Annotated in this window: 22 protein-coding genes and 1 other RNA gene; 7 read left to right on the forward strand and 16 right to left on the reverse strand. The window is 70.7% G+C overall.

Going from position 1 to position 26,906, the window contains the following annotated elements:
* Nucleotides 1-6: 6 nt before the first annotated feature.
* The 3 genes from AB4Y83_RS08335 to hppD form a co-directional block, all read right to left on the reverse strand.
* On the reverse strand, nt 7-1,569 hold the full coding sequence (locus tag AB4Y83_RS08335; RefSeq protein WP_442296533.1) for a DHA2 family efflux MFS transporter permease subunit: 1,563 nt from the start codon (nt 1,567-1,569) through the stop codon (nt 7-9).
* Between the two features lie 135 nt (nt 1,570-1,704).
* Nucleotides 1,705-2,526, reverse strand: coding sequence for an RDD family protein (locus AB4Y83_RS08340; RefSeq protein WP_056827129.1), 822 nt, complete (start codon nt 2,524-2,526; stop codon nt 1,705-1,707).
* 133 nt (nt 2,527-2,659) lie between these two features.
* Complete coding sequence (hppD, locus tag AB4Y83_RS08345) at nt 2,660-3,892, reverse strand: 4-hydroxyphenylpyruvate dioxygenase (RefSeq protein ID WP_442296534.1); 1,233 nt, start codon at nt 3,890-3,892, stop codon at nt 2,660-2,662.
* 107 nt (nt 3,893-3,999) lie between these two features.
* Here hppD and AB4Y83_RS08350 point away from each other — a divergent pair, with 107 nt between their 5' ends.
* A complete protein-coding gene (locus AB4Y83_RS08350) occupies nt 4,000-4,509 on the forward strand; it encodes an Lrp/AsnC family transcriptional regulator (protein ID WP_442275624.1) in 510 nt (169 codons plus the stop codon).
* An 80-nt stretch (nt 4,510-4,589) separates the two neighbouring features.
* Nucleotides 4,590-5,900 carry an alpha-amylase family glycosyl hydrolase gene (locus AB4Y83_RS08355; protein ID WP_442275625.1) on the forward strand — a complete coding sequence of 437 codons (1,311 nt, stop codon included), beginning with the start codon at nt 4,590-4,592 and terminating at the stop codon, nt 5,898-5,900.
* A gap of 312 nt (nt 5,901-6,212) precedes the next feature.
* On the opposite strand, the gene AB4Y83_RS08360 is transcribed toward AB4Y83_RS08355, so the two are convergent.
* The 9 genes from AB4Y83_RS08360 to AB4Y83_RS08400 form a co-directional block, all read right to left on the reverse strand.
* Nucleotides 6,213-6,476 (reverse strand): hypothetical protein, encoded by a 264-nt coding sequence (locus tag AB4Y83_RS08360; RefSeq protein WP_442296535.1) that lies wholly within the window; start codon nt 6,474-6,476, stop codon nt 6,213-6,215.
* A gap of 187 nt (nt 6,477-6,663) precedes the next feature.
* Nucleotides 6,664-8,511, reverse strand: coding sequence for a bifunctional metallophosphatase/5'-nucleotidase (locus AB4Y83_RS08365; protein WP_442275627.1), 1,848 nt, complete (start codon nt 8,509-8,511; stop codon nt 6,664-6,666).
* 136 nt (nt 8,512-8,647) lie between these two features.
* Nucleotides 8,648-10,408 carry a DEAD/DEAH box helicase gene (locus AB4Y83_RS08370; RefSeq protein ID WP_442275628.1) on the reverse strand — a complete coding sequence of 587 codons (1,761 nt, stop codon included), beginning with the start codon at nt 10,406-10,408 and terminating at the stop codon, nt 8,648-8,650.
* Between the two features lie 126 nt (nt 10,409-10,534).
* Nucleotides 10,535-11,503 carry a zinc metalloprotease gene (locus tag AB4Y83_RS08375; protein WP_442296536.1) on the reverse strand — a complete coding sequence of 323 codons (969 nt, stop codon included), beginning with the start codon at nt 11,501-11,503 and terminating at the stop codon, nt 10,535-10,537.
* A gap of 158 nt (nt 11,504-11,661) precedes the next feature.
* Nucleotides 11,662-11,988 carry a DUF3039 domain-containing protein gene (locus AB4Y83_RS08380; protein WP_056775799.1) on the reverse strand — a complete coding sequence of 109 codons (327 nt, stop codon included), beginning with the start codon at nt 11,986-11,988 and terminating at the stop codon, nt 11,662-11,664.
* Entirely contained in the window at nt 11,985-12,788 is an 804-nt protein-coding gene (locus AB4Y83_RS08385) for a glutamate racemase (RefSeq protein ID WP_442275630.1), read from the reverse strand. Before AB4Y83_RS08385 ends, AB4Y83_RS08380 begins: the two co-directional genes overlap by 4 nt.
* 49 nt (nt 12,789-12,837) lie before the next feature.
* Complete coding sequence (locus AB4Y83_RS08390) at nt 12,838-13,398, reverse strand: YqgE/AlgH family protein (RefSeq protein ID WP_028785631.1); 561 nt, start codon at nt 13,396-13,398, stop codon at nt 12,838-12,840.
* Nucleotides 13,399-13,426: 28 nt separating this feature from the next.
* Complete coding sequence (locus AB4Y83_RS08395; protein ID WP_442296537.1) at nt 13,427-15,745, reverse strand: DEAD/DEAH box helicase; 2,319 nt, start codon at nt 15,743-15,745, stop codon at nt 13,427-13,429.
* Between the two features lie 291 nt (nt 15,746-16,036).
* A complete protein-coding gene (locus AB4Y83_RS08400; protein ID WP_442275633.1) occupies nt 16,037-16,405 on the reverse strand; it encodes a VanZ family protein in 369 nt (122 codons plus the stop codon).
* A 72-nt stretch (nt 16,406-16,477) separates the two neighbouring features.
* Here AB4Y83_RS08400 and AB4Y83_RS08405 point away from each other — a divergent pair, with 72 nt between their 5' ends.
* From AB4Y83_RS08405 to AB4Y83_RS08415, 3 genes are all read left to right on the forward strand, one after another.
* Nucleotides 16,478-17,098: an SIMPL domain-containing protein gene (locus tag AB4Y83_RS08405; RefSeq protein ID WP_442296538.1), complete on the forward strand. Its 621-nt coding sequence runs from the start codon at nt 16,478-16,480 to the stop codon at nt 17,096-17,098.
* Nucleotides 17,099-17,137: 39 nt separating this feature from the next.
* Nucleotides 17,138-17,530: a thioredoxin gene (gene trxA, locus AB4Y83_RS08410; protein WP_442275635.1), complete on the forward strand. Its 393-nt coding sequence runs from the start codon at nt 17,138-17,140 to the stop codon at nt 17,528-17,530.
* Between the two features lie 180 nt (nt 17,531-17,710).
* Complete coding sequence (locus tag AB4Y83_RS08415) at nt 17,711-18,046, forward strand: DUF4333 domain-containing protein (RefSeq protein WP_442275636.1); 336 nt, start codon at nt 17,711-17,713, stop codon at nt 18,044-18,046.
* Nucleotides 18,047-18,182: 136 nt separating this feature from the next.
* Here the strand turns inward: AB4Y83_RS08415 and ssrA are convergent.
* Nucleotides 18,183-18,549, reverse strand: a transfer-messenger RNA (tmRNA) gene (gene ssrA, locus AB4Y83_RS08420).
* 213 nt (nt 18,550-18,762) lie between these two features.
* Between ssrA and AB4Y83_RS08425 the strand changes: the two genes are divergently transcribed.
* On the forward strand, nt 18,763-22,137 hold the full coding sequence (locus AB4Y83_RS08425; RefSeq protein WP_442296539.1) for a pyruvate carboxylase: 3,375 nt from the start codon (nt 18,763-18,765) through the stop codon (nt 22,135-22,137).
* 20 nt (nt 22,138-22,157) lie between these two features.
* Here AB4Y83_RS08425 and AB4Y83_RS08430 read toward each other — a convergent pair whose 3' ends face one another.
* On the reverse strand, nt 22,158-23,000 hold the full coding sequence (locus AB4Y83_RS08430; protein WP_442275638.1) for a winged helix-turn-helix transcriptional regulator: 843 nt from the start codon (nt 22,998-23,000) through the stop codon (nt 22,158-22,160).
* 53 nt (nt 23,001-23,053) lie between these two features.
* On the opposite strand from AB4Y83_RS08430, the gene AB4Y83_RS08435 reads away from it, so the two are divergent.
* The gene (locus AB4Y83_RS08435) at nt 23,054-24,235 is read left to right on the forward strand and encodes an MFS transporter (RefSeq protein ID WP_442296540.1); all 1,182 of its coding nucleotides are present in this window, start codon (nt 23,054-23,056) and stop codon (nt 24,233-24,235) included.
* 58 nt (nt 24,236-24,293) lie between these two features.
* Here AB4Y83_RS08435 and AB4Y83_RS08440 read toward each other — a convergent pair whose 3' ends face one another.
* On the reverse strand, nt 24,294-26,267 hold the full coding sequence (locus AB4Y83_RS08440) for a DUF2207 domain-containing protein (protein WP_442296541.1): 1,974 nt from the start codon (nt 26,265-26,267) through the stop codon (nt 24,294-24,296).
* 78 nt (nt 26,268-26,345) lie between these two features.
* Complete coding sequence (gene smpB / locus AB4Y83_RS08445; protein WP_056775785.1) at nt 26,346-26,819, reverse strand: SsrA-binding protein SmpB; 474 nt, start codon at nt 26,817-26,819, stop codon at nt 26,346-26,348.
* Nucleotides 26,820-26,906: the final 87 nt, after the last annotated feature.

Below are 26,906 nucleotides of genomic sequence, written 5' to 3' on the forward strand. Positions count from 1 at the left end.
CCGGCCTCAGTGGATGACGACCGGCGCCGCCTCGGCCTGGTCGTCGAGGAAGTGCGACTCCTCGTGCTTGCGGGGCAGGAACGACGCCGGGATCAGCGTCAGCGCCACGAGGATCGCAGCGACGAGGAAGGTGGCGCCGAACGCGTCGGCGGCCTCGGCCAGGCCCTGTTGCACCGCGGCCGGCCCGCCGACGTCGTCGACGAGGGTCGGGTCGTGCAGCGCCGCGATGGCCGGGCCGGCCAGCGCCGAGGCACTGAGGTAGTTCGTGAAGACCACGGAGATGACGGCGACACCGACCGAGCTCGCGATCTGCTGGGTGATGTTGAGCAGCGTCGAGCCGCGCGCGACCTGGTGGCTCTGCAGGGTCTTGAGCGCCGAGGTCATGAGCGGCATCATCGTGCCGCCCATGCCGAGACCCATGACGAAGAGCACCGGGACCATGAAGCCCCAGTACGGGGTGTCGACACCCACCTGTGTCAGCGCGAACATCCCGCCCGTGATGGCCAGCAGCCCGAAGGGCACGATGCGGCCCACCGGGATGCGGTCCGAGAGGGCGCCGGCGATCGGCATCGTCACCATCGCGCCGAGGCCCTGGGGCACCATGAGGAACGCCGCGTGGAGCGTGTCGAGTCCCCGCACCTGCTGGAGGTAGGTCGGCACGAGCAGCAGGCCACCGAAGAAGGCCGCGGCGAAGAGGAACATCGTGATCGTCGCGACGCTCAGGCGGCGGTTGCGGAAGAGCCGCAGGTCGAGCAGCGGGTGCTCGGGCCGGAAGCTGTAGAAGACGAAGGTGACGAGCATGACGAGCCCGCTGCAGAGCGGGACGAGCACCTTCGTGGAGATGATCGTGCCCTCGCCGGGGATCGAGCTGATGCCGTAGAGGAAGAGCGCCAGGCCGGGCGACATGAGCAGCATGCCGACGACGTCGAAGGACTCGGACGGCTCAGGCGCGTCGGAGGGCAGGGCCCACAGGGCGTAGAGCACGGCGACGATGCCGATCGGCACGTTGATGAGGAAGATCCAGTGCCAGCTCGCGACCTCGATGAGCCAGCCACCGAGGATGGGTCCGAAGATCGGGCCGAGCAGCATCGGGACACCGAGGATCGCCATGAGCCGGCCCATCCGGGCCGGACCGGCGGCGCGCGTCATGATCGTCATGCCGAGCGGCATGAGCATGCCCCCGCCGAGTCCCTGCAGCACGCGGAAGCCGATGAGGAACTCGATCGACCCGGCGGTGGCACACAGGGCCGAGCCGGAGGTGAAGAGCGCGACGGCGAGGACGTAGAGCCGCTTCGTGCCGAACCGGTCGGCGGCCCAGCCCGTGAGCGGGATGACCGTCGCGAGCGCGAGGGTGTAGGCCGTCACCGTCCACGCGACGGTGGAGTAGGGCAACGGCTGCTCGGGGCTCTCGGCGAAGACCGTCTGGAAGGTCGGCAGGGCGATGTTGACGACGGTGATGTCGAGGATCGACATGATCGCCCCGAGCACGACGACGCCGGCGATCTTGAGGACCGGCCCATCGATCTTGTCGGGGTAGCTGGGCTGGCTGGTGGCGCTGGGAGCAGACACGATGACTCCGGGGGACGAGGGGTGCGCGACGGCATCGGCGCCGTGGGCGCGGGACTACCCGCGCAGTTTCCATTGTCGCGCCGACCACCGACGACGGCGCAAGGGAGTTGTGCCGCCGGCCGAGCCGTCAGGGCGTCAGCCCTGCTTGCGCGGCTGCTTCCCCTCGACGACCTGGGTGCTCGCGACCTTGTCGTGCAGTGCCTGGCGCTTGTCGTCCCACAGCGGCCAGAGGCCGTCGAGCAGGGACAGGAACGGGACGAACTGACCGGCCAGCGGGACGAGCCGACGCATGACGGCGGTACCGAGGGGCAGCGGGCCGGGCTCGGCGGCACGGCGGACGCTGATGCCGAGCGCCATCTTGCCCGGCGTCTGCGCGATCGTCGTCCAGAACACGAGGCAATAGGCCGTCGCCACGAGCCACAGGAAGAGCGAGAACTGCACTGCGGGTCCGGTGAGCTCGTTCTGGATCTCGACGAGGCGCGCCTGGTCGCCGGCCTGGGCGGCCGTCACCATCTGGGAGAAGAGCTCGGACAGTCGAGGCGTCGCGAACCACGAGATGATCCCGCCGACGACGGCGAGGATGAGCCCGTCGACGACCCACGCCGCAAAACGCTTGCCCCACGGGGCGAGGGGCACCCCGTCGGCGGTCGTCTTGATGTTGTGCATCCACTGCGTGTTGGCGGGGGCCTGCTGGTAGTAGCTCTGCTGCGCCGGTGATTGGGTCTGCCAGCCGCTGCCCTGCGGCATCGGTGTCGTCGGCGTCGGGACGCCGGTGCGGTCCGGCGGGACCTGTCCCTGCGGGCTCTGCGGGCTCTGGTGCGGCAGGCCGATGGTGCTCTGCGCGATGGTCGGCGACTTCTTCGGGGCGGTGTGGTTGGTCCACGACACGCCGTCCCAGTAACGGAGCATGTCGGTGTTGCTGGGGTCGTCGTACCACCCGGAGGGCTGCTGGCTCATGCCCCAACTGTGCCACGGCATCGGCGTTCCCAGACCAGCGGCGCCCCGACTGGTGGCGGGTGCGCCTCGGCCCCGGCCCGTTCCCGCCCGAAGGCAGGGACCGGACCGGGGCCGAGGGTCACGTCGGTGCGGCTCAGAGGTTGCCGCGCTTGTCCTGCTCGCGCTCGATGGCCTCGAAGAGTGCCTTGAAGTTGCCCTTGCCGAACCCGAGCGAACCGTGCCGCTCGATGAGCTCGAAGAAGACCGTCGGGCGGTCGCCGAGCGGCTTGGTGAAGATCTGCAGGAGGTAGCCGTCCTCGTCGCGGTCGACGAGGATCTTGCGCTTCTGCAGCTCCTCGATCGGCACCCGGACGTTGCCGATGCGCTCGCGCAGCTCGGCGTCCTCGTAGTACGAGTCAGGGGTGTCGAGGAACTCGACACCGTTGGCGCGCAGGGCGTCCACCGAGGCGAGGATGTCGTTCGTCGCGACGGCGAGGTGCTGCGCGCCGGCGCCGCGGTAGAACTCGAGGTACTCGTCGATCTGGCTCTTCTTCTTCGCGATGGCCGGCTCGTTGAGCGGGAACTTGACGCGGTGGTTGCCGTTGGCCACGACCTTGCTCATGAGCGCGGAGTAGTCGGTGGCGATGTCGTCACCGATGAACTCGGCCATGTTCACGAAGCCCATGACGCGGTTGTAGAAGGAGACCCACTCGTCCATGTGGCCGAGCTCGACGTTGCCGACGATGTGGTCGAGGGCCTGGAAGAGACGCTTGGGCTGGCCCTCGCGGCGGACGATCGACGACGCGCTCGGGACGTAGCCGGGAAGGTACGGGCCGGCATACGTCTGCCCGTTCACGGCGCGCTGGACGAGGGTGTGGCGGGTCTCGCCGTAGGTTGCGATGGCGGCGGTGCGCACCGTGCCGTGCTCGTCGGTGTGGTCGGTGGGCTGCTCGAGGACCGTCGCACCGGCCTTGACGGCCTGGGCCACGCACTTGTCGACGTCGGGCACCTCGAGGGCGATGTCGACGACGCCGTCGCCGTGGCGGCGGTGGTGGTCGGCGAGGGGGCTGTCCGGGTCGACGGCGCCCTTGATGACGAAGCGGATCGAGCCGCTCTTGAGGACGAACGCCTTGTGGTCGCGGTTGCCGTTCTCGGGCCCCGAGTAGGCGACGAGCTCCATGCCCCAGGCGCTCTGGTAGTAGTGCGCGCTCTGCGTGGCGTTGCCGGCGACGAAGACGATCGCGTCCCATCCGGTGACGGGGAAGACATCGGTGTTCTCGTCGTACTCGACGAGACCGACGAGCTGCTTGAGCTGGTCGAGGTCGAGGTCGGCCTCGCGCTCCTGGTCGGTGAGGTCGGCGGCCGGAGACGGCATCGTGTCGGTCATGGAGCGAGAGTGACCGAGAGCATCGAGGTGTGCAACAGCAGCCTTCGCCGCTGAGCACAGTGCACAAAGTGTTGCCCGTATGCCGTGTGGTGATGGACACTCTGTCCATGACCTCAGCAGCCGGACCGTCGGCGCGCGCACCGGTCGACGCGCTCGACTGTCGCATCCTGCTCCTGCTGCTCACCGAGCCGGGCATCGGCGTGCTCGGCGCCTCTCGCCGGCTGGGCGTGGCCCGCGGCACCGTACAGGCCCGGCTGGACCGGCTGCAGCGCACCGGCGTGCTCCGCTCGATGGCACCGGACGTCGACCCGGCCGCCATCGGCTACCCGGTGACGGCGTTCTGCACCCTCGAGATCCGGCAGGGTCGCGGTGGGCACTCCCCCGTCGTCGACCACCTCGCCGCCATCCCAGAGGTGCTCGAGGCGCACACGATCACCGGCTCCGGTGACGTGCTCATCCGCATCGTCGGTCGCGACAACGCCGACCTCCAACGGGTCATCGACCGCGTCGTCGACGACGCGCACGTGACGCGGGCCTCGACCGTCATCTCGCTCGCCACGCGCCTCGACCACCGCACGATCCCGCTCGTCGAGCACCTCCTCGACACGTCGTCCTGACGTGCGACGCTCGCACCGCCTGCAGCACCGGAACGCCCCACCGCACCACTCATCCCACCGAGCCGGACCAGGAGCCACCCGTGACCGCCAACCCCTACGCACCGCGGCCCGACGTCGAGCTGACCCACCCGGAGTGGAGCCGCAGCGCGACGATCTACCAGATCAACCAGCGCCACCTCACGCCCGAGGGCACGTTCCGGGCCGCCGAGGCGCACCTGCCCCGCATCCGCGACCTCGGCATCGACATCGTGTGGCTCATGCCGGTGCACCCGATCGGGGAGCTGAACCGCAAGGGCGTGCTCGGCAGCCCGTACGCCGTCCAGGACTACCTCGGCGTCAACCCGGAGTTCGGCACGCTGGAGGACCTGCGTCACTTCGTCGACACGGCCCACGGTCTCGGTCTGCGCGTCATCCTCGACTGGGTCGCCAACCACACCGCGTGGGACAACCCGCTCGTCGAGGAGCACCCCGACTGGTACGCCCGTGACTGGAAGGGCGATCTGCGCCCCACGCCCTGGTGGGACTGGGACGACATCATCGACCTCGACTACGACAACCCCGACCTGCGTCGCTACATGACCGAGGCGATGAAGTTCTGGGTCCGAGATGTCGATGTCGACGGGTTCCGTTGCGACGTGGCCGGATTCGTGCCCGTCGACTTCTGGGACAACGTCCGCCGCGAGCTCGACGAGATCAAGCCGGTCTTCATGCTCGCCGAGTGGGAGTCGCGCGACCTGCACGTTCGCGCCTTCGACATGACGTACGGCTGGAGCTGGAACGAGACGCTCCACAAGATCGCCCACGGCAAGGCCGACGTCGAGGCCCTCAAGGTCTACTACGCGTGGAACGACCGCTTCTACCAGCGCGACGCCTACCGGATGCTCTTCGTCAGCAACCACGACAAGAACGCGTGGGAAGGCACCGAGTACGAGCAGTTCGGCGACGCCCTCCTTCCGGCGATCGTCCTGTCCGTCGTCAGCGAGGGCATGCCGCTCGTCTACAACGGGCAGGAGGCGGGCAGCGACAAGCGGCTCATCTTCTTCGACAAGGACGAGATCGAGTGGCGCGAGGACGCGCAGGGCGAGCTCTACCGGCAGCTCTTCGCCCTCAAGAAGGCGCACCCCGCGCTGTGGAACGGCGCCGCGGGCGGGCGCATGGTGCGCGTCCCCAACTCGGCCGAGGCGGCGGTGCTGAGCTTCGTGCGAGCCGTCGGCGACGACCGGGTCTTCGGGGCGTTCAACTTCAGCGACGAGGACCGGACCGTGACGCTCGGCGACGGCCCGCAGGCGGGCTCGTGGCGCGACGCCTTCAGCGGCGAGACCCTCGAGCTGGCGCAGGGCCAGCAGTACACCCTGCCGGCCTGGGGCTACCAGGTCCTCGTCGGCGCCTGACGCGACGGAGCAGGGCCTCGGGCGCTCCTCCACGGGCGGCCCGAGGCCCCGGACGGCACAGGGGTCGTGTCCCGTCGACTGGTAGACGATCGAGCGCCCAGATCATGACGTGATCCCGTCGAAACCGTGCACGCGGCGGCCCTCGATCCGCGAGAATGGAGACGCGTACCCGTCGGTGCTCCCCTGTCCCGGCGGGTACGCCTCTGCCGTGCCGACGTCCCACCAACCGGTCGGCCGGGACGGGGCGTCCCGCTGAACTCCCAGGCGGCGGGACGCCCCCCGAGCGGCCGCCGGAGCAGCCGCCGGCACGGGTCAGCGGCGGCGCGCCTCGACGAGGCGTCGCGTCGAGTGGGCGAAGAGCCACACGACGGCACCCACGTCGTACAGCTCCATCCGGCACCGCGCGGTCTGCAGGTCGACGACGTCGAGGCCCGCCGCGCGGGCCTCCCGGGCCTCGGCCTCCGGGTCGCGACCCAGCCGCTCCCGCGGGAGCGGGCCGAGGAACTGCTCGATGAGCTCGAACGCCGAGGCCGGGCCGACGTGCTGGGCGAGGTAGGTGCCGCCGTCGACGAGCACCCGCGCGATCTCGTCCCAGGTCCGCCGCAGCCGAACCCCCAGCCGGTCACGTCGGCGTCGACCGCCTCGTCCACGAGCTCCTCGAACGCACGCATCCGCTCATCCAACCGGCCCATCGGTCCGGCCTCCACCGGATGACCGCCGACGGCACCGGCCCGGCCGGGACATCCCGGCCGGGCCCGCGACGTCAGGGCGTGACGGTGATCGGGCTCCCGTTGGTGACGAGCTTCCAGTCGATGCTCGAGAAGGCCGCCGGGTCGATGACCTTGTTGGCGGTCGCCCAGTCGATGAGCAGCTGGCGGATCTCGATCTGACGGTTGTAGACGACCGGGGCGGCCACGACGCCCGGGAAGTTGCCGCCTCCCGACTGGCGGTAGTTGTTGATCGCGACGACGAAGCGCGCGTCCGGCGCCACCGGGCTGCCGGCATACGCGAGGTTCACGATCCGCGAGCCGACCGCCTTGGCGAGGTCGATGTCGTAGGTGAGGTCGGCGTCGAGCCCACCCATGACGTCGTAGTTGTAGTCGGGGGTCGCGTTGGCGTTGGTGATCGTGTCGGCGGCGACCGGGCCCGTCGTCGTGCAGGGCTTGAAGTACTCCGCGCTCTTCTCGAGGTACGCCTTGACCTGGGCTCCGGTGAGGACGATGCCGAGGAGGGTGTTGTCGTAGATGTAGAGGCCCGCCACGTCGCGGATCGTCACGTCGCCGGCCGGGATCGCGGCGAGCTTGTTGAACGGCGCGGCGATCGACAGCACCGGCAGGGACGCCTCGGGCGTGCCCGCGAGCGCCTTCTTGACCGCGTCGGCCTGGACGTAGTTGATGAAGTCGATCGCGGCGGTGTCCTCGTAGCGCGACGTCGACGCCGACATGGCCTGCGTGCACGTGCCGATGACGCCGTTGACGTAGGTCAGCACCTTCTGGTGGGCGGCTGCGACGGCGCCGGTCACGGCGGGGTCCTCGGGCGCGACGTTGGAGTTGTAGAGCGTCGCCTCGGAGTGGACGACCTGCCACTGGCCGCGCACCTTCTGGACGTCGATCGACATCCGCGTCACGCGCATGCCCCAGTAGTAGGGCTCGGACAGAAGGACCTTCTTGCCGGTCTGCGCGTTCGTGACGTAGCGCTGCGGGATCTCGAGGTGGGCGTGGCCGACGAGGACGGCGTCGATGCCGGGGACCTGCTCGGCGAGCAGCGCGCTCGCGTTCTCGACGTAGGGCAGCGCGTCGCCCCACGACGACTTGCCGCTGTCGCCGGAGTGGCACGCGACGATGACGACGTCGGCCCCGGCGGCCTTGAGGCGGGGCACCATGACCTTCGCCTGCTCGATGATGCCGGGGAACTTCACCTTGCCCTCGACGTTGGCCTTGTCCCAGATCGCGACGCCGGGCGTCACGAGGCCGAGGATGCCGACCTTGATCGCCTTGGTGTCGGGCAGCTTGACCGTCTTGATGACCCACGGCTTGAAGACCGGGGCACCGGTGTTCCAGTCGACGGAGTTGGCCGACAGGAGCGGGAAGTTCAGCTGCTTCTCGAAGGCGCGCAACGTGTCGAGTCCGTAGTTGTACTCGTGGTTGCCGAGCGCGGCGGCGGCGTAGCCGACCTGGTTCATCGCCGCGGCCATGGGGTGCGTCGAACCGCCGGTGATGGGGTCGATCTTGGCGTAGTAGTACGCGAGCGGCGTGCCCTGGATCGTGTCGCCGGCGTCGATCGTCAGGGTGCGCTCTGCGCCGACCTCGGCCCGGATCGCCTTGATGATCGAGGAGGCCTTGGCCACGCCGATGTCGTTGGCCTTGGCGTCGGTGTACTCGGCGTTCTTGAAGTAGTCCCAGTTGTAGACGTTGCCGTGCAGGTCGGTCGTGCCGAGCACGGTCAGCCGGACGACCTCGCCGTTGGTGCCCGCGCCGGGCGCGGCAGCGGCCTCGGCGGGCGCGGCCGAACGCACGGCCGCGAGGCCCGCGCCGCCGACGGCAGCGAGGGCCAGCAGCTGGCGACGGGTGGTGGAGGATCCGAGGAGGTCAGGGGTGGGGTCGGTGCTCATGTCGTCCTTCGCTGTCAGGTGCTCGATCGGAGCAGTCCCGGTACACGGTGCGCGGCTCGCCCCCGAGGCGCAGTGCACGACCATAGCCGGACACTTCCGCCCATAGGCCGACAGCACCGGTCGGTTTCGTGAACCCTCAGCGTCGGCCGACGAGCCAGAGCCGGATCTTGTCGATGCGCTCGGTGACCTGCTCGGTCGAGGCGGCCGCGAGGTCGGGTCCGCCACAGACACGCCGGAGGTCCATGTGGACGTTGGCGTGCGGCAGCCCCTTCTGACGGGCGTACGTCGAGACGAGCGTGTTGAGCTCCTTGCGCTGTGCAGCGAGGGCCCGGTGGGCGGCGACGGGCATGGGGGCGGTGGCGCCCTGGGGGGCCTTCTTGACCTGACGGCTCTGCCGCTCGCGGAGCAGCGCCGACACCTGGTCGGGCTCGAGCAGGCCCGGCAGGCCGAGGTACTCCTCCTCGTCCTCCGACCCGATCTGGGCGTGCATGCCCCACTGCTGCTTGTCGAAGAGCACGTGGTCGAAGTGGGCGTCGGACTCGAGCGCCTCGAAGGCGCCCTCGTCGAGGGCCCCGCTCGCCCTGTCGGCGCGGTTGGCCTCGTCGAGCAGGCTCTGCTCCTCGGCCCACATCTGGCCGATGTCGTCGGGGTTGGGCTTGCGGTCGAGGGCGTGGTCGCGCTGCTCCTCGAGCCGCGCGGCGTGGTCGAGGACCACGGGCACCGAGGGCAGGAAGACCGACGCGGTCTCACCCCGCCGGCGGGCGCGGACGAATCGTCCGACGGCCTGGGCGAAGAAGAGCGGCGTCGAGGTGGACGTCGCGTAGACCCCGACCGCGAGGCGCGGCACGTCGACGCCCTCGGACACCATGCGGACGGCCACCATCCAGCGTTCGTCGCTCGCGCCGAAGTCCTCGATGCGCTTGCTCGCGCCGAGGTCGTCGGAGAGGACGACCGTCGGGGCCTCGCCGGTCAGCGAGCGGAGGATGGCGGCATACGCCCTCGCCTGGGTCTGGTTGGACGCGATGACGAGGCCACCGGCGTCCTCGACGTGACGGCGCACCTCGGTGAGGCGGCGGTCGGCAGCGGCGAGGACGGCGGGGATCCACTCGCCCTTGGGGTCGAGCGCCGTGCGCCACGCGTGGGCGACGAAGTCCTTCGTCATCGGCTCGCCGAGGCGCGCCTCGAGCTCGTCGCCCGCCTTGGTGCGCCAGCGCATGCTGCCGCCGTAGGCCATGAAGAGGACGGGTCGCACGACGCCGTCGCGCAGTGCCTCGGCGTAGCCGTAGGTGTAGTCGCTCGAGCTGACGAGGGTGCCCTCGGCGTCGAGCTCGTACGTGACGAACGGGATCGGCGAGGTGTCGGAGCGGAAGGGCGTGCCGGTCAGCGAGAGCCGACGGGTCGCGGGCTCGAAGGCCTCGCGGATGCCGTCGCCCCAGCTCTTCGCGTCACCGCCGTGGTGCACCTCGTCGAGGATGACGAGGGTCGAGCGTGACGTCGTCAGCTCGCGGTGCAGCGACGGGCGCGAGGCGACCTGCGCGTAGGTCACGGCTACACCGTGGTAGTCGTCGCTGTGCCGGCCGATGCTGTTGCTGAACTTCGGGTCGAGACTGATGCCGACGCGTGCGGCGGCGTCGGCCCACTGGGTCTTGAGGTGCTCGGTGGGGGCCACGACGGTGACGCGCGAGACGATGCCAGCGCTCAGCAGCTCGGTGGCCACGCGCAGGGCGTACGTCGTCTTGCCGGCGCCCGGTGTGGCGACCGCGAGGAAGTCACGCGGCGCCTTGCCGAGATAGAGGTCGAGGGCCTCCTGCTGCCACGCTCGCAGCTTGCTGGCGGTACCCCACGCAGCCCGCTCTGGGAAGGCGGGTGGGAGGTGGAAGGCGGCCCCTGAACTCATAGAGAGGCCACCGTAACGAATCCCCGAGGACGACATGCCGAGGCCCCGCCTTGCGGGCGGGGCCTCGGCCTGGATGGTATGCCGCTCAGTCGGTTTCGCGACGTCGAGCAGCAGGCGCGCTGGTGGTCACCGACCGGCGCGGTACGCCGTCCACTGGGCCTGCATGCGCGAGACCTGGCCCGCCGTGAAGGTGTTCATGCAGGAGTCGTACGTGTAGTCCATGAAGTTCTTGATCGGGTCGAGGCCGGGGCTCGTGCACGTGTCGCGGCCGGTCGGGCACTCGTAGGCGGCGCTGGCCTCGGCGGGTGTGTCGCCGACGTAGTCGCCGTTGCCGTTACAGCCGCCCTGGAAGGTGTGGTAGAGCCCGACCCAGTGGCCGACCTCGTGGGTGGCCGTGTCGCCCTGGTTGTAGTTCGTCGCGCTGCCGCCGGGCAGGGAGGCCGTGAGGATGACGACGCCGTCCATGGCGTCGTACGTGCTCTTCGGGAAGGTCGCCCAGCCGAGCAGCCCCTGGCCGATGTTGGCCGAGTAGAGGTTGAGGTCGGCCATCGTGCCCTTGCGGAGCGTCGTCTTCATGCTCTTCTCGGCCGCTGAGCCGGGCGTCACGGTGTACCAGGACGAGTTGCTCGTCGAGTCGGAGCCGGCGAGGCTGAAGCTGAGTCCGGTCCCCGAGTAGGCGTTGTTGAGGACGCTGATCTGGCTGCTGATCGCGCTGCCGCTGACGGCGCCCTGGGTGCCGTTGGTGATGGTGTGCCAGTAGACCTTGACCGTCGTGGGGGCGAAGGTGCTGCCCGTGCCCGGCTTGCCCTTCTGGCCCTCCCTGACGACCTTGCCCGACGAGTCCCGGGTCAGGCCCTTGGCCTCGAGCGCCTTCGTCAGGGCGGCCTCGTTGGCGCGCACCTGTGCGTCGGTCAGCTCGTGCGGGTCCTTGGCGGTGCCAAGGGTGCCACGGGCTCCGACCGCGCCCACGGCCGCCGGGTCGAGACACGCGGCGCTGCCGTGCCCCTCCATCACGGGTGCGGCCTGCGCCGGCGCGCCTAGGGACGCTGCGGCGAGTGCGAGCGGTGCCGCGAGCATCAGGGAGCGAAGCTTCATGGGGTGACCTTTCTCGTCCGACACGACACCCGATCGGGCGACGATCCCAGCGACTGTAGGTACGCGACAGTCAGTGGCGGAGCCGGGGCGAGTAAAGAACCCTTAAGGAAAGCCCCTCGGTCGGGCGGTGGTGGTCAGGGCGCGCGCGGACGCGTCGCTCAGGACTGTCCGCCGCCGCCCTGGTCGCCGTCGCCGCCGTCCTGGGGGTCGCGAAGACCTTCGTAGATCTCCTTGCAGACCGGGCAGACCGGGAACTTCTGGGGGTCGCGACCCGGGACCCAGATCTTGCCGCAGAGGGCCACGACGGGCTCACCCGACAGCGCGCTCTCGAGGATCTTCTCCTTGCGCACGTAGTGCGAGAAGCGCTCGTGGTCACCGGGCTCCTGGAGCTCCTCGCGGACCTCCTCACGCTCGATCGTGGCCGTGCTCGTGCGCCGCAGCGGCTCGGGCTCGGGCTCGAACGGGTCGGGAGGCATCGTGCTCATGACGAGAGTGTATGCCGCCCTGCCGCCCCCCGGAGGAGCCGCTCCCCCGCGGGATAAGCCCCCCACGACGCTGGGAGCGCACCGGGTCGGCCGCTCAGCAGCACCGCCTCGACGCCGGCCTCCGGGGCGTCCGGCGCCGGCTCGAGGCCGAGGCGCCGCAGGGTCTGGCGGGCCACCGCGACGGGAGAGTCGTGGATCGTCACACCGTCCCCGAGGGCCGCGACGATCCGGTCGACGACGAGCCCGTAGTGGGTGCACCCGAGGACGAGCGAACGCACGCCCGCTGGGGTCTGCGACGCGGCATACGCGATGCAGGCGTCGACCGCGTCGGGGTCACCGGACTCGATGGCCTCGGCGAGTCCCAGGGCTGCGACGGCATACGTCTCGACGTCGGCGGCGAAGGCGTCGACGAGGCCCCTGAGGTAGTCGCTCGACGTCGTGGCAGCCGTGGCCCACACGGCGACCGGCCCTCCCCCGGCGGCCGCCGGGCGGATGGCCGGCACCGTGCCGATGACGGGGACGGCCGGCTCGAGCTCGGCGCGGAGGGCGCCGAGCCCGTGCACCGAGGCGGTGTTGCACGCGACGACGATCGCGGCCGGCTCGTGGGGAAGGGTGGCGCGCGCCGAGGCGAGGATCAGTCGCTGGACCTCCGCGGGCGTGCGCGGGCCGTAGGGCATGTTGTCCGGGTCGAGCGACAGCACGAGCCCGAGGTCGGGCCGCAGCGCGTGGAGGGCGTCGGCGTACCCGAGGAGCCCGAGACCGCTGTCGACGAAGGCAACTCGCCTGGTCGACCTCGGCATCCCGGGATGCTCCTCGGTGTCGGGCCGCACGGGCCCCGTGACGCCCACGTCAGTTCATCGACGGGTCGTCGGGAAAGTTCGCGACGTACGCAAGGCTGTCGCGCTGGCGTCGGAGCACCTCACGCCACAGCCCCTCCGGCCGGGGCGTGAAGGCGTCGCGCACCTCGGCGTCGACGACGTACCAGTCGCCGCGCAGCACCTCGTTCTCGAGCTGGCCGGACTCCCACCCGGAGTAGCCGGCGAAGATCCGCAGCCCCGCCAGCTCGGCCGCGACGACAGGGGTCGGCACGTCGAGGTCGACGAGGCCGATCGACCCGAAGAGGCGCTTGACCCCGAGCGGCTCCGGCTCGTCGCCCGGCACCGTGACGAGCCCCAGCGCCGACGACGTCGACACCGGCCCGCCCTGGAAGAGGACGTGCGGGGCGGTCACGACACGCTGCCAGCCCGGCAGCACCGAGTCCACCTCGGCCGACAGGGGCTTGTTGAGCACGACGCCCTGGGCGCCGCCGTCGTCGTGGTGGAGCATGAGGATGACGGACCGATGGAACACGTCACCCCCGACGGACGGCGTCGCCACGAGGAGGCGGCCGGTGTGGAACGTCGAGCTCACGGGCCCAGCCTTCCACACCGGCGACTGCTCAGAAGCGCGCGCCCCGCTGACCACGGCGGTCGTCGTCGCCCCAGCGGGACACGAGACCGTCACCGCGGTCGGTGCGACGGCCTCGACGGTCGTCGGAACGACCGCCACCGTGCTGCGGACGCGAGCCGCTGCGCTGGCCCTGGCGCGGACCGCGCGGACCGGCCGGCCCACGACGGTGCGCCTTGGGACCGGCGATGAGGCGCTGGAACTCGTCCTCGGCGATCGCGACACCGCTCGGGGTCGTCGCACCCGTCGCCGCGATGATCGCGTCGCCGGGCGTGGCCCGCACGGGCGAGATCTCGAGACCGGCGTCCTTGAGCTGACGCTCCATCGTCCGACGCTGGTGCGGCAGGGCGAGGGTCACGACGGTGCCCTTGTCGCCGGCGCGAGCCGTACGACCGGAGCGGTGGAGGTAGTCCTTGTGGTCGGCCGGCGGGTCGACCTGCAGGACGACCGAGACGTCGTCGACGTGGATGCCGCGGGCCGCGACGTCGGTCGCGACGAGCACCGGGAGGGTGCCGTCACGGAACGCGCCGAGCACGCGGTTGCGCTGGCCCTGGTTGAGGCCACCGTGGAGCGCGGCCGCCATGACACCCTGCTCGCGCAGCTGGAGCGCGATGCGGTCGGCGCCGAGCTTGGTGCGACAGAACACGACGGTGCGGCCCTCGCGGTTGGCGACCTCGGCCGTGATGACCTTCTTGTGCTGCGGGTCGATGAGCAGGACGTGATGGTCCATGCCCTCGACCGACGCGGTGGCGTCGTTCGTCGAGTGCGTCACCGGGTCGGTGAGGTACTTCTCGACGAGCGCGTCGATGCCGCGGTCGAGCGTCGCCGAGAAGAGGAGGCGCTGGCCGTCGGACGGGATCTTGTCGAGGCTCGTCGTGATCTCGGCCATGAAGCCCATCTCGGCCATGTGGTCGGCCTCGTCGAGCACGGTGATCGCGATGTCGTCCATCTCGACGGCGCCACGCTCGAGCAGGTCGTTGAGACGGCCCGGCGTCGCGATGAGGATGTCGACGCCCTTGTTGAGCGCGTTGATCTGCGTCGTGTAGCTGAGGCCACCGGCGACGAGCTTGTGGCGCAGGCCGGCGACGTGCACGAGCGGCTCGAGCGCGTCGGAGATCTGCATCGCGAGCTCGCGCGTCGGCGTCAGGATGAGGGCGTGCGGCTTGCGCGGGCGACGCTTGAGGTCGGCCTCGAGCAGCCGGGCGATGAGCGGCAGGCCGAAGGCAAGGGTCTTGCCCGAGCCGGTCTGGCCGCGGCCGAGGACGTCCTTGCCGGCCAGCGCGTCGGGGATCGTCGCGGTCTGGATCGGGAACGGCGAGGTGATGCCCTCCCGGGCGAGGCGCTCGACGAGCCGCTCGGGCAGGCCGAGAGCGGCGAAGCCGTTGTCGGCGGCGACGTCGACGGGTCCGTCGGACACGTCCGCGCGGGTCGACTTGGTCCAGGTGTCGGCGTCCATGCGCTCGGCCTCGGCGTCGTCGAAGCTCACGGGAGCCCGGTCGGCGGAACGGTCGGCGCCACGGTCGTCGCGGCGCTCGAAGCGCGGGCGGTCCTCGCGGCGCTGGAAGCCACCACGGTCGCCACCACGGTCATCGCGGCGCTCGAACGACGGACGGTCCTCACGGCGCTGGTAACCGCCACGGTCGTCGCGGTCGCCACGGGGCCGGTCGAACGACGGGCGGTCCTCGCGACGCTGGAAGCCGCGGTCACCGCGGTCGTCACGACGCTGGTAACCGCCACGGTCGTCGCGGTCGCCACGGGGACGGTCGAACGACGGACGGTCCTCGTGACGCTGGAAACCACGGTCGTCACGACGCTGGTAACCGCCACGGTCGTCGCGGTCGCCACGGGGACGGTCGAACGACGGGCGGTCCTCGCGACGCTGGAAACCGCGGTCACCACGGTCGTCACGACGCTGGTAACCGCCACGCTCATCGCGGCGGTCGGACGAGGGGCGGTCGTCGCGGCGCTGGTATCCGCCACGCTCGTCGCGACGCTCGAAGCTCGGGCGGTCCTCGCGACGCTGGAAGCCACGGTCGTCGCGGCGCTGGTAGCCACCACGGTCATCGCGGCGGTCATCGCGGCGGTCGTCGCGGCGGTCCGAGGAACGGTGCTCGTCACGCGGGGCTCGCCACTCGCGGCCACCGACGTGCGAGGAGCCCGACGATGCCGGGCGGGAGGTCCTGGGGCCGGAGAAGGAACCGGAGGACTTCTGTCCACCCTGTCCGCGGTGCGGCTTCTTGGTCGCGGCGGCCTTCTTCTCGGTGGACCAGCGGGCCTTCTTGGGCGCGCCGGAGGAGGTGTGCTTGGGCATTGCGTATTCAACTCTCTTGACTCGATGCAGACTTCGCCTCGAGCCGTGAGTCACACCACGACCATGCAGACGAGCCTCAGGCGCAGGAATCTCTGCGCCCCATGTGTACCGGTCCCCGGCATCTGTGCCGTCCGGTGTTCGGATCCGCTCCGCGTCGGTGCCGGGCCGCGCCGTCTGCGCTGTCTTCCGGTAGGGGTGTCACCTCGTCGGACGAGCCTGCCCGCCGGGCATCCCCGGCGCCATCTCTTCCGTCGTGATCCGAGGAGACCTCGGAGTCGGATGCCGCCAAGTCTACCAGCGACGCAGCCGGGCCCCGACCACGAGCACGGCCGCCCCGAGCGCCACGCCGACGAGGTCGACCACCGCGTCCCACACGTCGCCGGAGCGCCCGGGGAGCAGGAAGTGCTGCACCAGCTCGCTCACCGGCGCATGGATCGCGAAGATGACGACCGCGGTGCGCACGGACCGCAGGGCCCGCCCCACGGCATACGTCGGCACGGCGAAGACGAGAAGGTGCACGACCTTGTCGGTCCAGCTCACCGGGCCCTCGACGGTGACGACGGGCCAGTAGAGGACGAGCAGCTGCGTCACGACGGCCGCGACCGCCAGGCCGACGACGCGGCGCGAGGTGGGGGCGGACCGTCGCGGGAGGCTCGTCATGGCACCGCAGTCTAGGTAGGTTGCGACGAGGGCCCCGACCCGCTCCGCGAGGGCCGCGACGAGAGGAACCCCATGGGCAAGCGCACGGTCACCGTCAACGGCGCCGGGAGGGCCGCCGTCTCCCCCGACGTCGTGCGCCTCGACCTGCGGGTCGGGCACGACGCCGACGACGTCGCGGCGGCCCTCGCCGGGGCGGCCGAGGGCATCACGAAGGTCGGGGCGGTCGTGCGCGACCACGACGTGGCCGACGCCGACATCCGCACCCTCGACGCGGGCGTCAACCAGCGTTGGGACAACACCGGTGTCCCGGTCGGCTTCACGGCCCAGCAGCGGCTCGCCGTCACCGTGCGCCGGCTCGAGTCGGTCGGCGAGATCCTCGAGGCCGCCGCGTCAGCCGTGGGCAACGCCCTGCTCGTCGACCAGGTGCGACTCGACGTGTCCGACCGCAGCGAGGGACTGCGGCGCGCCCGGGAGGCCGCCTTCGCCGACGCCCACGACAAGGCGCAGCAGTATGCCGCCCTCTCCGGCGCCGAGCTCGGCGCAGTCCTCGGGGTGGCCGAGGCGGGCGCCATCCCGGTCCAGCGCCGCGAGATGAAGCTCATGGCGGCCTCGATGGACGCCGGCGGCATGCCCGTCGAGGGCGGTGACCTCGACCTCGGGGCCTCCGTCACCGTCACGTGGGAACTGCGCTGAGGGCGGAATACCCGTCACACACCGATCGTTGGGAGAGACATGGCTACCACTGACCTGACCGCGCAGTCCTTCGAGAAGACCGTTCTCGACAACGACATCGTCCTGGTCGACTTCTGGGCGTCCTGGTGCGGCCCGTGTCGACAGTTCGCCCCGGTCTACGACGCCGCCTCGCAGAGCGGTGACAACGAGGGCATCGTGTTCGGCAAGGTCGACACCGAGGCCGAGCAGTCCCTCGCGTCGGCGGCGAACATCACCTCGATCCCCACCCTGATGGCCTTCAAGGAGGGCGTGCTCGTCTTCGCCCAGCCCGGTGCGCTGCCGCAGTCCGCGCTCCAGGACGTCATCGAGCAGGTCAAGAACCTCGACATGGCCCCGATCAAGGAGCAGATGGCGGCCGAGGCGGCCGGCGCCCCCAGCACCGACCCGGCCTGACGCAACGCCTCGCCGGCGACATGCTCCCCAGGCGAAACGGTCGACTGACACGTCGGCCGTTTCGCTTCGTCCGCGGCGCCCGATGCCGATACTGATCGGAGAGGGCATCGCCGGTGAGGCGGAGCCAAGGAGGCGGAGGTGCGCATGCGCATGCGAACCGTTGTCTACGCTCGCCGTGGCGTGGTGGCAGGTCTGGCGGTGATGGCTCTGGGGGGCTGCACCCAGGGCATCCCGGCGGCGCCACCGACCGTCACGCAGACGGTGACGCCACCACCGTCGATCATCGAGTTCAACCCGGCCACGAGTGGCAAGATGTTGGCGGCCCGCATCGCTGCCACGGCGAAGGCCAGGCGCCCTGCCGACAAGATCGGGGCCATCAGCTGTGCGAACTTCCCCGACCTCAAGGTCGGAACGCACACGGACTGCCACCTGACGATCAACGGCGTGAGGGTGGGCGTGCGCGCGACGTTCACCCAGCGCGACGGACACTACGTGCTCGCGCGCATCAAGTCCTAGACGGGACACCACACTCGCAGCGACCCGCCGCTCGTACCGAGCCCGGTACACGGACGGCATACACGAAGAGGGCGTCCCGCGACGGGACGCCCTCCTCGTGCTTGTCAGCGACAGCGTGACGTGGCCACCACGTGAGTGGTGGAGGTGGCGGGAATTGAACCCGCGTCCGATGACGAGAAACCAGGGCTTCTCCGGGTGCAGTGCGCTATGGCTTTTCTCGGCCCCAGGGCTCGCACGCACGCGTCCCCTGACAGGCCCAGTTGAGTAAGAGTCCCGTGCAGCCCCCCAACATGACTGCACAGCAAGTTTCCTAGCTGATGCCAGACACTGAGTCGGAAACTAGCTCAGGCTGACAGACTTCGAGGCTCGCTCAGGCGGCGAGGGCGAAGTCGGTGCGCTTGGAATTGGCACCTATGGTTTTGCAAGGAGCGTTTACGAGATAACCCTGCATCCTCGACCCGCTTCCCCTGACATGTCGACCACCGTCGAAACCGATCACCCCCATGAGGGGTGTCCACGTCACGCTGTTCACTTGTCAAGCTGCTCTGCGCTCCACCGGGGTGGAGTCCACAGTATGCAGGAGGAACGCTCGAGCGGTCCAAGCCATTCCCGTCTCGGATGGGAACACCCCTCTCGGGAGCGACACGCCCGCCACTAGGCTGCCGACCGTGGTCGACGCGGACCACACCCGTCGCCCCCGGCACCCTGGAGGTCCGATGTTCCGCAAGGTTCTCGTCGCCAACCGAGGCGAGATCGCCGTCCGAGCCTTCCGGGCCGCCACCGAGCTCGGCGCCCGCACGGTCGCCGTCTTCCCCTACGAGGACCGCAAGAGCGAGCACCGGCTCAAGGCCGACGAGGCCTACCAGATCGGCGACGAGGGCCACCCGGTCCGCGCCTACCTCGACCACGAGGCCATCGTCGCCCAGGCCGTCGAGGCCGGGGCCGACGCGATCTACCCCGGCTACGGCTTCCTGTCGGAGAACCCCCTTCTCGCCGAGGCGTGCGACGCCGCCGGCATCACGTTCATCGGTCCCCCGGCCTCGGTACTGCACCTCACGGGCAACAAGGCCCGCGCCATCGCCGCCGCGCGTGACGCCGGCCTGCCGACGCTACGCGGCTCCGAGCCCGGCATCGACCTCGACACTCTCGAGGCCGCGGCCGAGGACATCGGCTATCCCGTCTTCGTCAAGGCGGTCAGCGGTGGCGGCGGTCGGGGCATGCGCCGCGTCGAGGGCCGAGAGGGTCTGCGCGACGCGCTCGAGGCCGCCCAGCGCGAGGCCGAGTCGGCGTTCGGTGACCCGACGCTCTACCTCGAGGAGGCCGTGGTCAACCCGCGCCACATCGAGGTCCAGGTGCTCGCCGACAGCACGGGCGAGGTCGTCCACCTCTACGAGCGCGACTGCTCGCTCCAGCGCCGCCACCAGAAGGTCGTCGAGATCGCGCCGGCGCCCAACCTCGACGCGGCGACGCGCGAGAGCATGTGCGCCGACGCCGTCGAGTTCGCGCGCTCGATCGGCTACGTCAACGCCGGGACGGTCGAGTTCCTCCTCGGCGAGGACGGGCGCTACGTCTTCATCGAGATGAACCCGCGCATCCAGGTCGAGCACACGGTGACCGAGGAGGTCACCGACATCGACCTCGTCGTCATGCAGATGCAGATCGCGTCGGGCGACACCTTCGCGTCGATGGGCCTGCGCCAGGACGACATCCGCACCAAGGGCTTCGCGATGCAGTGCCGGATCACGACGGAGGACCCGGCCAACGGCTTCCGCCCCGACGCAGGCACCATCACCGTCTACCGCTCGGCCGGCGGCAGCGGCGTGCGCCTCGACGGCGGGACCGTCTTCGTCGGTGCCGAGATCAGCGCCCACTTCGACTCGATGCTCGTCAAGCTCACCTGCCGTGGGATGACCTTCCCGATCGCCGTGCGCCGGGCCCAGCGCGCCCTGGCGGAGTTCCGCATCCGCGGGGTCTCGACCAACATCCCCTTCCTCGAGGCGGTCCTCAGCGACCCGGTCTTCCAGGAGGGCCTGGCCACGACCTCGTTCATCGACCAGCGTCCCGAGCTGCTCTCCGCGCGGATCAGCGCCGACCGCGCGACGAAGCTGCTCAGCTACCTCGCCGACGTCACCGTCAACCAGCCCAACGGCCCGGTCACGACGCGGATCCGCCCCCGCACCAAGCTTCCCCAGCTCCCCGACGCGCCCCTGCCGCCCGGTGCCCGCGACCGTCTCGTCGCCGCCGGCCCGGCGGCCTTCGCGCGAGCGCTGCGCGAGGCGAACGACGTCGCCGTCACCGACACGACGTTCCGCGACGCACACCAGTCGCTCCTCGCGACCCGCATGCGCACCCGCGACCTGCTTCACGTCGCCAAGCACGTCTCGCACCTGACGCCGCAGCTGCTCTCGATGGAGGCGTGGGGCGGCGCGACCTACGACGTCGCGCTGCGCTTCCTCGCCGAGGACCCGTGGGAGCGGCTCGCCGCGCTGCGTGAGGCCATGCCCAACATCCCGCTGCAGATGCTGCTGCGCGGGCGCAACACGGTCGGCTACACCCCCTACCCGACGGCCGTGACCGACGCCTTCGTGCGCGAGGCCGCGTCGACGGGCCTCGACATCTTCCGCATCTTCGACTCGCTCAACGACGTGTCGCAGATGCGCCCGGCCGTCGAAGCGGTGCTCGAGACGAACACCGCGGTCGCCGAGGTGGCGCTCTGCTACACGGGCAATCTGATGAGTCCCGGCGAGAAGCTCTACACGCTCGACTACTACCTCCACCTCGCCGAGCAGATCGTCGACACCGGCGCCCACGTGCTCGCCATCAAGGACATGGCCGGGCTGCTCCGCGCGCCGGCCGCGGGGCGGCTCGTCCGCGCGCTGCGCGAACGCTTCGACCTGCCGGTTCACCTGCACACGCACGACACCGCGGGCGGCCAGATCGGCACGCTCCTCGCCGCCRTCGACGCCGGGGTCGACGCCGTCGACGCCGCCACGGCGACGATGGCCGGCACGACGAGCCAGCCATCGCTCTCGGCCCTCGTCGCGGCGACCGACGACACCGACCGCCCGACGGGGCTCGACATCGAAAACGTCTTCGCGCTCGAGCCCTACTGGGAGGCCGTCCGTCACCTCTACCGGCCCTTCGAGTCGGGACTCGACTCCCCCACCGGCCGGGTCTACTTCCACGAGATCCCCGGCGGCCAGCTGAGCAACCTCCGGCAGCAGGCGATCGCCCTTGGTCTCGGCGACCGCTTCGAGGCGATCGAGGACATGTATGCCGCGGCGAACCGGATCCTCGGCAACGTCGTCAAGGTGACGCCGAGCTCCAAGGTCGTCGGCGACCTCGCGCTCGCGCTCGTCGGCGCCGGCGCCGACCCGCAGGACTTCGAGGACGACCCCCAGCGCTTCGACATCCCGGACTCGGTCATCGGCTTCCTCAACGGCGAGCTCGGCGACCCTCCCGGTGGGTGGCCAGAGCCCTTCCGCACCAAGGCGCTGGCCGGCCGCCAGTCCAAGCCGCGCCTCACCGAGCTGACGCCGGAGCAGGAGCAGGCTCTCGTCGAGGCCCCGCGACGCACCCTCAACGAGCTGCTCTTCCCCGGACCGACGAAAGAGTTCGAGAGCTCGCGCGAGTCCTACGGCGACCTGTCGGTGCTCGGCACCGTCGAGTTCCTGCACGGCCTCGAGGCAGGCGAGGAGTACGAGGTCGAGATCGAGCCGGGCAAGCGGCTCATCCTCGGGGTCCAGTCGATCGGCGAGGCCGACTCCAAGGGGATGCGCACCGTCATGTGCACCCTCAACGGGCAGTTCCGACCCATCACCGTCCGCGACCGCTCGGTCGAGGCAGACGTCAAATCCGCCGAGAAGGCCGACGCGGGGGTCACGGGCCAGGTCGCCGCGCCCTTCGCCGGTGTCGTCACCCTCGCAGTGTCCGAGGGTGACACCGTCGAGGCCGGCGGCGTCGTCGCGACGATCGAGGCCATGAAGATGGAGGCCAACATCACGAGCCCCACCGGAGGCACCGTCTCGCGGGTCGCCATCGGCGCGCACCAGCAGGTCGAGGGTGGCGACCTGCTCGTCGTCATCGGCTGACATCAGCCGCGTCAGCCGCGTCAGCCGCGTCCGAGTCCACGCACGAGGCCCAGCGCCTCCTCGACCGACCCCGTGACGTCGGGGATCGGGAAGAGGGTGGCGCGCACGACACGGTCCCGGTCGACGACGAGTGTCTGGCGCTTGAGCCGGGTCGTGCCGCCCGCACGGAAGGTCGGCAGGCGCAGCGCGGTCGTCAGCTCGAGGTCGGCGTCCGAGAGCAGGGGGAAGCGGATGCCGTTCGCCGCAGCGAACGCGGCCTGCTCTCCCGGTCGCTGGGTCGAGACCCCGACAACCGAGGCCCCGAGGTCGGTGAACTCGCCGAGCCGGTCGCGGTACGTGCACGACTCGAGCGTGCAGCCGATGCCACCAGGGATCTCGTCGGCCCCGGGGAACGCGTTGCCGGGGTAGCAGTAGACCACCGTGAACGGCACATCGGTGACGGGGTCCAGGGCGTGCAGGCGCGGGATCGCCTGTCCGACGAGGCTGCTCACCCGCTTGACCTCGTTGGAGTCGGCGGCGGCACCGGCGTCGGGGCTGCCGTCGCCGAGCAGCCACGTGTCCCCGAACTCCTGCAGGGCAGCGAGGACCGGGAGCGCCCCGCGGCCGAGGGCGGTGAGGACGTACTCGTGCCGCGGCGGACGGTCGGAGTAGCCGCGGCGCTCGAGGACGCCGTCTGAGACGAGGGCGTCGAGACGCTGCGCGAGGACCTTGCGCGAGATCCCCGTCTCGGTGACGAGCTGGTCGAAACGGGTGCATCCGCCGGCGACGTCGCGCAGGACGAGCAGGCTCCACGGGTCACCGAGGACGCCCACGGCGTGGGCGATGCCGCACGGGTCGGCGGCGCTCGCGTGTCGCCTGGTCATGGCCTCATCCTAACTGAGTTCCTAAAAGAGACTCACTATGGTCTGATGTTCGGGTGCGCGACCTCCGTGACCTCCCGAGCGTCGTCTGGGTGCTGGCCGCCGGGCGCTTCGTCAGCTCGGCCAGCGCCTTCCTCATGCTCTTCCTCGTGCTCTACCTCACCGGACCGCGGGGGCTGGGCGTCGTGCCGGCGGGCATCATCGCCGGCTCGAACGGTGTCGGCGCGCTCCTCGGGAACGTCACGGGTGGCCGGTTCGGCGACCGCTACGGCCACCGTCGGGTCCTGCTCCTCACGGCCAGCGTGGTCGGCGTCCTCACCGCCCTCATCCCGTGGCAGCCGGTGTGGCTGCTCGCCGTGACGATGCCGGTGACGGGCTACCTGGGCGCCGTCGCGTCCCTCGGGCAGGGTGCGCTCGCGGCACTCGCCGTGCCGGCCGGGTCACGCCGGTCGTCGGTCGCCGTGAGCCGCGCAGCCTCCAACGCGGGCTTCGTCATCGGCCCTCCCGTCGGCGCCCTGCTCGCCACGCACGGCTACGACACGCTCTTCGTGCTCGACGGCCTCCTCACCCTCGTGCTGCGCCACGTCACGTCGCGCTTCCTGCCCGACGAGGCGCCGGTGGCCGCGGAGCCCGACGCCCCGGCCGGCTTCTGGCGGACGGTCCGGGCCGACCGGTCGCTCCTGCTGCTCCTCCCGGGCGTCGTGCTCGTCGACCTCGTCTACCGCCAGCTCTACTCGACCCTCCCCCTGCACCTGCGCGACCACGGGCAGCCGCTCGCGCTCTACACGCTCCTCGTCGCGATCGGGTCGGGGCTCATCCTCGCGCTCGAGATCCCCGTGGCCCTGTGCCTCCGAGACCGACCGGCGATTCCCATCATCGCGACCGGATACGCCCTCGTGGCAGTCGGTTTCGTCATCTTCGGGCTCACGTGGATGGGCGTCACGGCCGCAGCCGTCGTCGCCATGGTGGTGCTCACCGCCGGCGAGATCCTCTACAAGACGACGGCCACCGCGCACGTCCTCGACGCGGCGCCCGCCCATCTCGTCGGCCAGTACCAGGGGCTCTACACCGGCGCCGCCACGAGCGGGACGATGCTCTCCGCCCCGCTGGGCGGGATGGTGTATGCCGTCGCGCCCGGTCTGCTGTGGCCGCTCTGTGGCGTCGTGGCCGGCGTGGGAGCCCTGCTCGCCCTCGCGTCGCGACGACCGTCCCGAGACGCTGAGCCGGCGTCGTCGTAGCGACGGCGTGTGTCACCGGGGCCTTCCCCCGCACCGAAGGTCACATCGGTCGTGCGGGCTACCAGGAGCCGGAGGACGACCCGCCGCCACCGCCGCCGGAGAAGCCACCGCCGCCGGAGAAGCCGGACGATCCCGACGAGCCCGGCGTCGAAGTGAAGGTGCCCGTCGATGTCGTCGAGAAGGAGTCGACACCGTCGGCGATGCTCGTGAAGTCGGGGAAGGCGTTGCCGCTCCAGACGTACCACGTCGGCATCACGAGAGGCTGGTTGGCGGCCTCGGCCGCCTTCGCGACGTCGGCGAACGTGCTGGCCCACCGGTCCGCGACACCGAAGACGACGGCATACGGCAGGTAGCGGCTGAAGATGTTGGACGCCTCCTCGAACTCGATCTGCCCGGCCTCGGCGGTCGTGAGGTACTCCTTGAAGCCGAGGGACTGGGCGAGCACGGCCGAGCCCTCGGCGGTCTTGGCGGCCATCCGCCCGCCGAGGAACCAGACGATGAGGCCGGCGACGACGAGACCGATGCCGAGGGCGACCCCGCCACCGAAGCTGCCGCCGAGGATCGCGCTGATCGCGGGTCGGCCGTAGAAGAGCATGAGTCCGCCGAGCACGGCGATGACGAGCCCGAGGCCCTGCCACGCGCCGCGCTGGGTCTGGGGCGAGGAGCGGAACCATCCCCGTGTCACGACCTCCTCGTACATCCCGGACTGGATGCGCTTGAGGGTGTTCGCGAAGGTGTTCTTCAACTCCGAGAGACGCACGACGTCGCCCCGGCTGGAGAAGATGCCGTCGAGCAGCTGGCGCTCGTAGGGCAGCAGTCGCTCGTCGGCTGGGGGCGCGAGCCGGGTCAGCGTCCAGTCGGTGCGGCTGAAGGCTCCCCCGCCGTCGCTCTCCTCGATGCGGATGAAGCCGCGCACCGCGAGGTCGATGACCGTGGCCGAGACGTCGATCGGGTTGGCGGTCTCGTCGATGATCGTGCCGACCATGCCCGGCTGCACGCCCTTCGGCGGCTGGAACTGGACGGCGACGGGGGACGACCCGCCGCGCACCGTGGCGGCACTCGGGGTCCCGTCGCCCGCCGCGCCGGTGCCGTACGCCGGCGAGAGGCCCGGCGTGAGGTCGGCGTAGCGCTCGTCCCGACCGCGGCTCCAGACGAGGGCACCCATCACGGCCAGTGCCAGCACCGGAGCGCCGATCGCGCCGGCCCAGGCGGCGGCGTTGGCAGCCGGGGCCGCGTCGGAACCGATCGAGGACGCCGAGTCACCCTGTCGGACGTCGGGGCGCACGTCGCCGAAGGCCGAGGCCGGGTAGGAGGCGAGCACCGACATGGCATCGCCCGCGGTCAGCCCGGTCGCCGAGAACCGCGCCGGGTCGCCCTTCGTCGCCTCGCAGGGGGTGTCCGACCGGTTGACGCCCTGGTAGCAGGCCACCTGGGTCGGCGTCGCGGGCGCCTTGACGGTGATCGACACGCGGTCACGCACGGTGGTCTCGTTGGTCCCGAAGACGTTGTAGTAGAGCTCGACGGTGTCGGCCGTGCTCGAGTCGGCGGCTGGCTTGCCGTCGGCGGTGATCGGGTTGAGCACGTCGTGCAGCGTGTAGCTGATGGTGTAGACCTGCGTGCCGCTGGTGTACTCATCGGCGGAGCCGATCCGGATCTCCTTTGCCGCACCGTTGTCGGTGACGCGGAAGGCGTCGGGGGCGCCGCTCGGGCTCGACACCGCGACGTCCGTCAGGTCGTAGTAGCGGTAACGGTTCTCCTCGCCGTTCCAGCCCATCCGCACCACGACGTCGCGGAAGATGCCGTGCTTCTGCTCGCCGCTCGGGAAGCGCCACGTGATGGTCTCGGTGACCTTCATGCTGCCGTCGGGCTGCACGTCGTAGACCGCGGCGAAGGAGTCCATGCCCTCATCGCCGGCGGCCTGCGCGGAGGCCGGTACGAGCAGGAACAGCGCGGCTGCCAGGAGCAGACCCAGCACGCCGAGTCGGCGGCCGCGCGTCACGCTCGATCGGGTCGGTCCGGTCGGTCCAGCCATCGGAGTGCCTCCACGTCGTTGGTCCCTTGCATCCTGACACCGGACGCTGCGCCGGGTCGCGCGGTTCCGGCGGAAGGGTCAGCGGCGGCGGTTGGCCGCGCTCATCGCCCGGTCGGCCTCGCGGTTGTCCTGGCGCTCGCGCAGCGCGTGGCGCTTGTCGTACTCCTTCTTGCCGGTCGCGATGGCGATCTCGACCTTGGCGCGGCCGTCCTTGAAGTAGAGGGCCAGGGGCACGATGGTGCGCCCGCTCTCACGGGTCTTGTGCGCGATCTTCGTCAGCTCGGCGCGGTGCAGGAGCAGCTTGCGCTTGCGACGCGGGGCGTGGTTGTTCCACGTGCCGTTGAGGTACTCGGGGATGTGGACGTTCTCGAGGTAGAGCTCGTCACCGGTGAACATGGCGAAGCCGTCGACGAGGGACGCGCGCCCCATCCGCAGCGCCTTGACCTCGGTGCCGGAGAGGACGATGCCCGCCTCGAAGGTGTCGTCGATGAGGTAGTCGTGTCGGGCCTTGCGGTTGCTCGCGATGAGCGACCGCCCCTTCTCCTTCGGCACCGGACCGTCCTTCCGCCGTTGAGGGTGTGTGGTCAGCGCACCAACGCTACCCCGAAGGGGCCCTCGGCTCAGAGTCGGTTTTGTCCG

Source organism: Terrabacter sp. RAF57 (assembly GCF_052113925.1).
GTDB lineage: Bacteria > Actinomycetota > Actinomycetes > Actinomycetales > Dermatophilaceae > Terrabacter.

Bases quoted from the DNA above. Each gene is read 5' to 3' on its own strand.
- AB4Y83_RS08340 (WP_056827129.1), bottom strand. From the start codon at position 2,526: ATGAGCCAGCAGCCCTCCGGGTGGTACGACGACCCCAGCAACACCGAC.
- hppD (WP_442296534.1), bottom strand. From the start codon at position 3,892: ATGACCGACACGATGCCGTCTCCGGCCGCCGACCTCACCGACCAGGAG.
- AB4Y83_RS08350 (WP_442275624.1), top strand. From the start codon at position 4,000: ATGACCTCAGCAGCCGGACCGTCGGCGCGCGCACCGGTCGACGCGCTC.
- AB4Y83_RS08365 (WP_442275627.1), bottom strand. From the start codon at position 8,511: ATGAGCACCGACCCCACCCCTGACCTCCTCGGATCCTCCACCACCCGT.
- AB4Y83_RS08370 (WP_442275628.1), bottom strand. From the start codon at position 10,408: ATGAGTTCAGGGGCCGCCTTCCACCTCCCACCCGCCTTCCCAGAGCGG.
- AB4Y83_RS08375 (WP_442296536.1), bottom strand. From the start codon at position 11,503: ATGAAGCTTCGCTCCCTGATGCTCGCGGCACCGCTCGCACTCGCCGCA.
- AB4Y83_RS08380 (WP_056775799.1), bottom strand. From the start codon at position 11,988: ATGAGCACGATGCCTCCCGACCCGTTCGAGCCCGAGCCCGAGCCGCTG.
- AB4Y83_RS08385 (WP_442275630.1), bottom strand. From the start codon at position 12,788: ATGCCGAGGTCGACCAGGCGAGTTGCCTTCGTCGACAGCGGTCTCGGG.
- AB4Y83_RS08395 (WP_442296537.1), bottom strand. From the start codon at position 15,745: ATGCCCAAGCACACCTCCTCCGGCGCGCCCAAGAAGGCCCGCTGGTCC.
- AB4Y83_RS08400 (WP_442275633.1), bottom strand. From the start codon at position 16,405: ATGACGAGCCTCCCGCGACGGTCCGCCCCCACCTCGCGCCGCGTCGTC.
- AB4Y83_RS08405 (WP_442296538.1), top strand. From the start codon at position 16,478: ATGGGCAAGCGCACGGTCACCGTCAACGGCGCCGGGAGGGCCGCCGTC.
- trxA (WP_442275635.1), top strand. From the start codon at position 17,138: ATGGCTACCACTGACCTGACCGCGCAGTCCTTCGAGAAGACCGTTCTC.
- AB4Y83_RS08430 (WP_442275638.1), bottom strand. From the start codon at position 23,000: ATGACCAGGCGACACGCGAGCGCCGCCGACCCGTGCGGCATCGCCCAC.
- AB4Y83_RS08440 (WP_442296541.1), bottom strand. From the start codon at position 26,267: ATGGCTGGACCGACCGGACCGACCCGATCGAGCGTGACGCGCGGCCGC.